We start from the raw sequence: 7,955 nt of genomic DNA on the forward strand, positions 1-7,955 counted from the left end.
AGAGATTTTTAAAGCAATATTTGCCTTGAAAGCCCCCCAGGGCGACACAATCATAGCGATGGGTGCGTAAGCCCCTCGAAAAATATAAAATACGCTCATCATTTTTATTTATTTTCTTTTCCTCAAAAAGCCCCTCAGGGCGACACAATCATAGCGATGGGTGCGTAAACTCATAAAAAAAGATAATAGGTATGGGATGAACAGGATTAAAAGGATTTCAGAGATTTTTAAAGCAATATTTGCCTTGAAAGCCCCCCAGGGCGACACAATCATAGCGATGGGTGCGTAAGCCCCTCGAAAAATATAAAATACGCTCATCATTTTTATTTATTTTCTTTTCTTCAAAAAGCCCCTCAGGGCGACACAATCATAGCGATGGGTGCGTAAGCCCCTCGAAAAATGTATGTTATATTTTCCCTCTCTTCTTGCAAACTATCCCATCAGCTTTTGGTATATTGCGTAATTTTCCGGATCAAAGCAATAAAAATAGACCCTCAGATCAGGATGATTTTCCAAAAAATCCTTCACGGTAGAAACCGCAATCTGGGCTGCTTCTTCTTTGGGAAAACGATAAATCCCGGTTGATATATTGGGAAAAGCAATGGACTTAATTCCTTTTTCTACGGCAAGTTGCATTGAATTTTCATAGCAGGACTTCAATAACTCCACTTCTCCCCAATTCCCTCCTTGCCAAACAGGGCCAACTGTATGGATAACATATTGTGCTTTAAGATTATAACCCGTGGTAATCTTTGCCGCGCCGGTCTGGCATCCGCCCAATGATCTACATTCTTTCAAAAGACCTTTTCCGGCAGCTCTATGGATTGCACCGTCCACTCCCCCGCCACCTAAAAGGGAACTATTTGCCGCATTTACAATTGCCTCGCCCTCAAAAGCTGTTATATCGCCCTGTCTTAATTCCATCATTTTCCCACCTCCCTTTGGTAATATGACTGGCTATTTCCTTCTCAACGCATAGGTTATCGCTCCCTAAAACGCTTAACGATAATGTAGAAATCCGTCAATGGAAATTAGCCATTTTCATTAGCAGAAATATAACAACGGTAATTTATAAGAGCTTTTTCGCCAACCCAAAACCCCGTATAAATAAAATTCATAACTCCTTATTGCTTAATCGGTTCTTAGGCGACCCAGTAATAATACAGTAACGATGAAGTAACGCTAAAGTAGTTTCGTTACTGGAGTGATACAGAATCGTTACCGAAATTCTACTGAATGAAGCAAGAAACGAAAAAAGCATTATTTTCCTTGACCTTTCCCTCAGAACGCAAAATAATGGCAAAAATTTAAGCAAAGGAGGCAAAGCCAATGATCAACTCTGAAATGAATGCATAACAGCATAGAAAATAAGATTATAGCTTCTTTAATTCTGCTCCAAAGCTGTTATGCTTGCCCACCCCGAAAACTGCCCAAAAATAACTATAGGAGTTAAAATGCAGGCAATACAGCTGAAAAATATACACTTTACCTATCCCGATCAATATCAAGAAATTTTATCCGGAATTACGCTGGATATTTGTGACGGACAAAAAATAGCCCTTATCGGAAAAAATGGGTGCGGAAAATCAACCTTGCTCAAAATCATTATGCGAGAATTACAGCCAACTTCCGGTTCTATTTCCTACCCTAATTCCATTCCCAAAATTGGATATCTGCCTCAGGATCTTATGGTTCGCGATGAGATAACCGTGCGTGAATATCTATTACAGGTAGATATTAACAGTTATAATATAATTAATGAAATCAATGCCCTATCCAGAATAAACGATCTTCAGGAAAAAGATGGCTTGCGTCTTGCTGAATTGTGGCAAGAATATGATCAAAGCAATGTAATAATTTGGGAACAAACCGTGGATGGCGTGATAAGAGAAATGGATTTAAATTTCCTTGTCCAACAATTCCTTAACACTCTTTCCGCGGGAGAAACAACTCGTGTTCAGCTGGCTTCGCTTTTATTACAAAATCCGGATATTTTAATTTTGGATGAGCCGACAAATTATCTTGACCTAAAAGAACTCGTCTGGTTGGAAAATTGGCTAAATGCCTATCCTAAAGCTATTCTTTATGTTTCCCACGATAGAATTTTCATTGATAACACTGCTTCCAAAATCATAGAACTGGAAAAAGGGAAAGTCCTGATTAGAACAGGCAATTATCAAAGTTTTACCAAAGATAAACAGGAATTGCATGAACACCAATTAAAACAATATACCGAGCGCAAAAAACTGATTGGAAAACTGCAAGAAGCAGCCCAAAAAAGACATAACTGGGCAAATAGCTTTCAAAAAGAAACTCGTTCGGAGGGGGGTGGTTTTAAATATGAATCGATTTTTAATGCTGCCCGAACGATGAATCAACAGGCAAAACATATTGAAGAGCGCATAATTATGCTGCAAACCCGCTTTCCAATTGATAAACCGCTCAAAGATAAGACCAGAAAAATAGTGTTTTCTCCTGCCACGGGACAACAAAAAGAACTGCTTTCGCTTAAAGATATTTATTTTGCTTATGGTGAAAAACAGGTCTTGCATAACTTCTATTTTTATATCTGGTCAGGTGAAAAAATCTGGCTTGCGGGAGCAAACGGAAAGGGTAAAACTACTCTGCTGCAAATAATTGCCGGAGACCTGAAACCGACCAAAGGAACTGTTTCATCCGCTAATTTTTTAAGATTGGGCATCTACAATCAGGACTTGAATATACTGCCGGGAAATTTAACTATTTTGGAGTATTTGAAACAATTTTCCAGTGATGAAATTGAGATTCGTAACTTTATGGGATGCTTGGGACTAACAGGAGATATTGCCTATCAAAAAATAGCCGTTCTTTCTTGGGGTGAAAAAGCAAAAGTGCAACTAACCGCTTTATTATGCGGAGAATACAATCTTTTGCTGTTGGATGAGCCAACCAATCATTTGGATATCAAGACCCGCGAAATGCTGGAAAAAGCACTAAAACAATATCAGGGAGCAGTTATTTTTGTCTCGCATGACAGAGCTTTTATTCAGAATTTAGCGTCCCGCAAATTTGAACTGAAATAGTGCTTATTTAGTGTTCTCGTTTTGCTTTTGACTTTAAACCGATTCTTTCGAACATTGAAACGAAATTTGTGAGGCAACAGTATTATTTTTTCTTCTACCTTTTTCTGTCAAAGCTGAAGTGTTTTGGCTTTGACTTTAAACCGATTCTTGCGAACATTGAAACGAGATTTGAAAGGCAACAAGATATGTAGTTTACTACCTTATTCTGTCAAAGCTGAAGCTCGGTTTAGAGTTAAAACAAAACTTCTTTACATTGGGAGATGCTTGTCCATTGTTGTTTTACAGCAAAAGTCGTTCTTGTTTTGCTTTTGACTTTAAACCGATTCTTTCGAACATTGAAACGAGATTTGTAAGGCAACAAGATATTTATTCTCCTGCCTTTATCTGTCAAAGCTGAAGTGTTTTGCTTTTGACTCTAAACCGATTCTTGCGAACATTGAAACGAAATTTGCACAGCAACATTATTATTTTGTCTCCTGCCTTTTCCTGTCAAAGCTGAAGCTCGGTTTAGAGTTAAAACAAAACTTCTTTGCATTGGTAGATGCCTGTCCATTCTTGTTTTACAGCAAAAGTCGTTCTTGTTTTAACTCTCAATTTTGAAGTTTGGAAAATGTTTACAATGCAGTTGCCAGAAAAAAAATGAGAGGAAACTGCTAATTGGGCTGGCAGTGGCAAAATTGAAAGTCAAAAACAAGCATTGTGTTACACCAAAAGCAGTCCTCGTTTTGGCTTTGACTCTAAACCGATCCTTTCGAACATTGAAACGAAATTTGTGAGGCAACAAGATATGTAGTTCCCTGCCTTTATCTGTCAAAGCTGAAGTGTTTTGGCTTTGACTTTAAACCGATTCTTTTGTCCACTGAAACGAGATTTGTGAGGCAACAAGATATGTAGTTCCCTGCCTTTTTCTGACAAAGCTGAAGCTCGGTTTAGAGTTAAAACAAAACTTCTTTGTATTGGAAGATGCTTGTCCATTCTTGTTTTACATCAAAAGTTGTTCTTGTTTTAACTCTCAATTTTGAAGTAAGTAAAACAGTTACAATGCAGTTGCCAGAACAATAATGAGAGGAAACTGCTAATTGGGTTGGCTGTGGCAAAATTGAAAGTCAAAAACAAACATTGTGTTACAGAAACAGTTCTCGTTTTGCCTGCTTCAAAAAATCCTTTTTCATTTCTTCTTGACGATAAATCCCTTACTTGAAACAATGTTTCTTATGCAAACTTCTGATATTTTAAAGATTATATTCTGGATGCTGATTCTGCCCTGTCTCATATCTTGCGTTCAGGCCAAAGGAAATATGTATCCACTTGATACCAAATACATTAAATTTGATGAACTGAATACCGAACTGGATAAAATTGTGCAAATCAATCCAGCTCTTGCCGAAAAACGCATAATTGGTTTTACTGAAACGGAAAATTTGCCGATATACGCTTTGCAACTTGGCAATAAAAATGCCTCCGAAGCAATTTTAGTCATAGGCCAACATCATGGTGAAGAAGTGATCGGAATAAATGTTGCTTTTGCTTTGGCGGAAACATTGCTAAATGGCTTTCCCAACAATGAAAAGCAAAAAAATCTTCTTTCGCACTATCAGATTTGGATTATACCCACTTTGAATCCGGAAGGTTTCAGAATTGTGAGTTCCGGAATGCTGAGAACCAAACGCAAAAATAACCGCGATACCAATAGAAATAACAAATTGGACTTACGCACCGATGGCGTTGATTTAAATCGGAATTATCCTATTTTTTGGGATATGGATTCTGAAACAGATATCAACAGCCCTTATTATAAAGGGTCGGAACCCGCATCCGAAAACGAAATTAAAGCCATAATTGAACTGGCTCAACAACATAATTATATACTGGCAATTTTTCTGCATAGTTCAATATCCGGTGCATCCAGCGAAAAAATATATCTTCCCGCTCGAGGTAATGATTCTGTCCTCTTTAAAAAAACGCTCGCTTTGGCGAATACCTATGCAAATGCAACCCCAAAAGATTACTGGAATGGAAATTATGAGGTCTTCGATGGACCTACTTCCGAAGTGGGAAATGCCCGTAATTTTTTCTTCTACAGAATGAAAACTCCGGCTTTTTTAGTGGAAATCGGTGGGAAAAACAAACGCGGACTAAGCATCATTCATCCTGCTAATAAAAAGCTAACTACAATTGTAGATAAAAATGTAAATGCTTTGCTGAAGGTGTTTTACGAACTGGATAAATAGATTATTTCTTATTGTTCTGGTGTATGTGAAAGATAAGTAATCCCTAATTATGTTTTGCTTTATTCTAAGTGCGAATTAATATCCTGTAAATTGGCATAATTTTGTTCTTGGCAGACCTGTTCAAACTGGCGAGCAAAAAATTGTGCTTGACATAATTCTCAGCTGGCATTTTGGTTAAATTGTAGTGAAAAAGGTACTTGAAAAGTATCTTAAGATTTTGTATTGTAGTAACTTAATTCTGTTTGGGAGAATGTGTTCCTATGTCCTGAAATAGCAGAAGTTAAGCCAAGTATTTGTTTATTTTAAGGAGAATTATTTGTTTTTTTATCTTGAGCCAATGCCCAACCCGTTTGTAAAAAAAATAGCCACCTTTTACCAAGGCGCAGATAAGATAACTCTCCCCCATTTTTCTATAAAAAATTTTCTCCTTCAGTACAAAACACAGCCCTCCCCATCCTCATTGGAAAGTGCTGTTTCTGTATATTTTCACAATTTAACAAAAAGCAAAATCTGCTCGTTTGGGATTTTCCCTAATCTTTTATTTACGCTCCATTCTTACTTTTTATCTTGTAAAAATGCAGAAATATCAAACACGGTATTTCGCTATCTTCTAACTTTCAAAATTAAACAGGAAAAATCTTCAGTCCTAATGCAAACTTCCCACCCAAATACGCTTGAAGATGATTCCTTCCACTTAAGAAAATCAGAAAAATCTTCATTTTAAAAGGAGTTATGATGAAAAAATATTCGCTAATTCTACTGATGCTAATTATGTTAGCAATATGTGCTGTGAGTTTTGCCGATACAGTCCAAATAGGTACAGGAACAGCTACAACTTCATATTTACCTATTTTCGGTAATTATGGATATAGCTATTCACAGCAAATATATACTCAAGCCCAAATAAATAAAGCCGGTAACATTACAAAGCTAAGATTCTTCTATGTTTCCGGCACTATCACCAATTCCAAAGATTGGGTTATTTATATGGGTCATACTACTAAGACAGCATTCAGTTCTACTACGGACTGGGAGCCATTAGCTAATCTTACTCAGGTTTTTGCCGGTGATGTTTGCAGTTATGTCCCTTTAGCTAATAACTGGATGGAAATACCACTTACGACCCCATTCAATTATAATAACACTGATAATTTGGTTATAGCCGTAGATGAAAATACTTCCGGTTATGCATCAATGAGCTGGGGTGCTTTTACCAGTGGTTCTAATACGGGTATTTATTATAGAAATGATTCTACTAATCCGGATCCAGCTTCTCCTCCAGCTGCTTATACCAGAACTGCTGATATCAATAGAATACAATTAGTTTTCCCTAATTCTTCTGCACCTCTGGCACCAACTTTATTATCACCTCTTAATGGTGGTTGGGCTATGATTGGAGATATTCTATCCTGGACACCTACAAGCGGAGCTGGAGATACCAATGCTTATGATGTTTATTTTGGTACTTCTACCAATCCGCCTTTAGTAAGCAGCAATCAATCAGCCACTACTTTTACGCCAACTTTAGCAGCAGGAAATACATATTACTGGAAAGTAGTTGCTAAAAATGAATTAGGTGATTCTCCCGCTTCTGCTATCTGGAGTTTCAAAACGCCAACTGCAACCCAAGTAGTAGAGAGCTTTGAAAATACATCTTTCCCACCTGCGGGTTGGGCAAATCCGGGCTCTTGGAGCCGCTCCACAAGTTATGCTAAACGCGGAACTGCTTCAGCATACAAATATGGTTCATCATCAATCCAATATATCCTTTCCACTCCTAAAGTTACTATCACAAGTACCAGTACTTTAGACCTGTGGACATTGTGTTCTTCTACTACCGGAACTTTGCAAATTGTCTATTCTCCGGATAGAACTACCTGGACTCAAATTGGAACTGATATTACCCATACTGCAACTTATACTTGGTATAATAAAGTCGTGGACTTAAGTTCTCTTGCCGGTAATAACTATTACCTGGGAATCAGAACTGGTTTACAAGCTGTTTACTTCTATGTTGATATGGTTATTGGTCCTGAAATTACTCCTGAGGCACCCGGAGCTCCTACTTTAAGCACTCCGGCAGACCTGGCAACCAATGTAAATGAATTACCAACATTCACTTGGACAGCGCCTACTACAGGTGGAGCCCCTACCGGCTACAAACTCTATTGTGATACCAATAATCCACCCACAACTCTGAAAGCAGACCTGAATGCTCTTACCTATACTTTAACTACTCCTCTAACATATAATACAACCTATTACTGGACTGTTTTAGCTTATAACGGATCAGGTAATGGTCCCACAGCCACAGTAAGAAGTTTTACAACCAGAATTGATCCTACGATTACCAGCGCTCAATTACCCTATTCCAATGGTTTTGAAGATACCTGGACAGGAACTCCTCCGGCACCTGTACTCGGTTGGACAGTTATAAATGCCAATAATGATTCTTATACCTGGAGAAGAGGTCCAACTTATATCACTGCCCATACAGGTTCTTATATTGCTCAAGGGATGGGAAATACAGATGACTGGTTAATTACCCCTCCCATTCAAGCAAGTGAAGACCTGCGTATTAAATGGTGGGATGCTGTAGAATCAGCTTCTTATCCCAATACCTATACTGTATTGGTTTCTACTACTGATAATAATATTGCTT

4 protein-coding genes are annotated in these 7,955 nt (G+C 37.9%); 3 read left to right on the forward strand and 1 reads right to left on the reverse strand.

Annotation, left to right across the window (positions count from 1 at the left end; all coding sequences use genetic code 11):
• Window positions 1–432: 432 nt before the first annotated feature.
• A complete protein-coding gene (locus ABFC98_01785; GenBank protein ID MEN6444758.1) occupies window positions 433–927 on the reverse strand; it encodes an O-acetyl-ADP-ribose deacetylase in 495 nt (164 codons plus the stop codon).
• 527 nt (window positions 928–1,454) lie between these two features.
• Between ABFC98_01785 and abc-f the strand changes: the two genes are divergently transcribed.
• From abc-f to ABFC98_01800, 3 genes are all read left to right on the forward strand, one after another.
• Window positions 1,455–3,062, forward strand: coding sequence for a ribosomal protection-like ABC-F family protein (abc-f, locus tag ABFC98_01790; protein ID MEN6444759.1), 1,608 nt, complete (start codon window positions 1,455–1,457; stop codon window positions 3,060–3,062).
• Between the two features lie 1,298 nt (window positions 3,063–4,360).
• Complete coding sequence (locus ABFC98_01795; protein ID MEN6444760.1) at window positions 4,361–5,293, forward strand: M14 family metallopeptidase; 933 nt, start codon at window positions 4,361–4,363, stop codon at window positions 5,291–5,293.
• 735 nt (window positions 5,294–6,028) lie between these two features.
• Window positions 6,029–7,955, forward strand: a 1,927-nt coding sequence (locus ABFC98_01800; GenBank protein ID MEN6444761.1) for a choice-of-anchor J domain-containing protein, incomplete at its 3' end; no start/stop codon positions are given.

The sequence above is a fragment of the Candidatus Cloacimonas sp. genome, from assembly GCA_039680785.1.
Taxonomy (GTDB): Bacteria; Cloacimonadota; Cloacimonadia; order Cloacimonadales; family Cloacimonadaceae; genus Cloacimonas.

Coding starts and splice junctions, on each gene's coding strand:
- abc-f (MEN6444759.1), top strand. CDS start 1,455: ATGCAGGCAATACAGCTGAAAAATATACACTTTACCTATCCCGATCAA.
- ABFC98_01795 (MEN6444760.1), top strand. CDS start 4,361: ATGTATCCACTTGATACCAAATACATTAAATTTGATGAACTGAATACC.
- ABFC98_01785 (MEN6444758.1), bottom strand. CDS start 927: ATGATGGAATTAAGACAGGGCGATATAACAGCTTTTGAGGGCGAGGCA.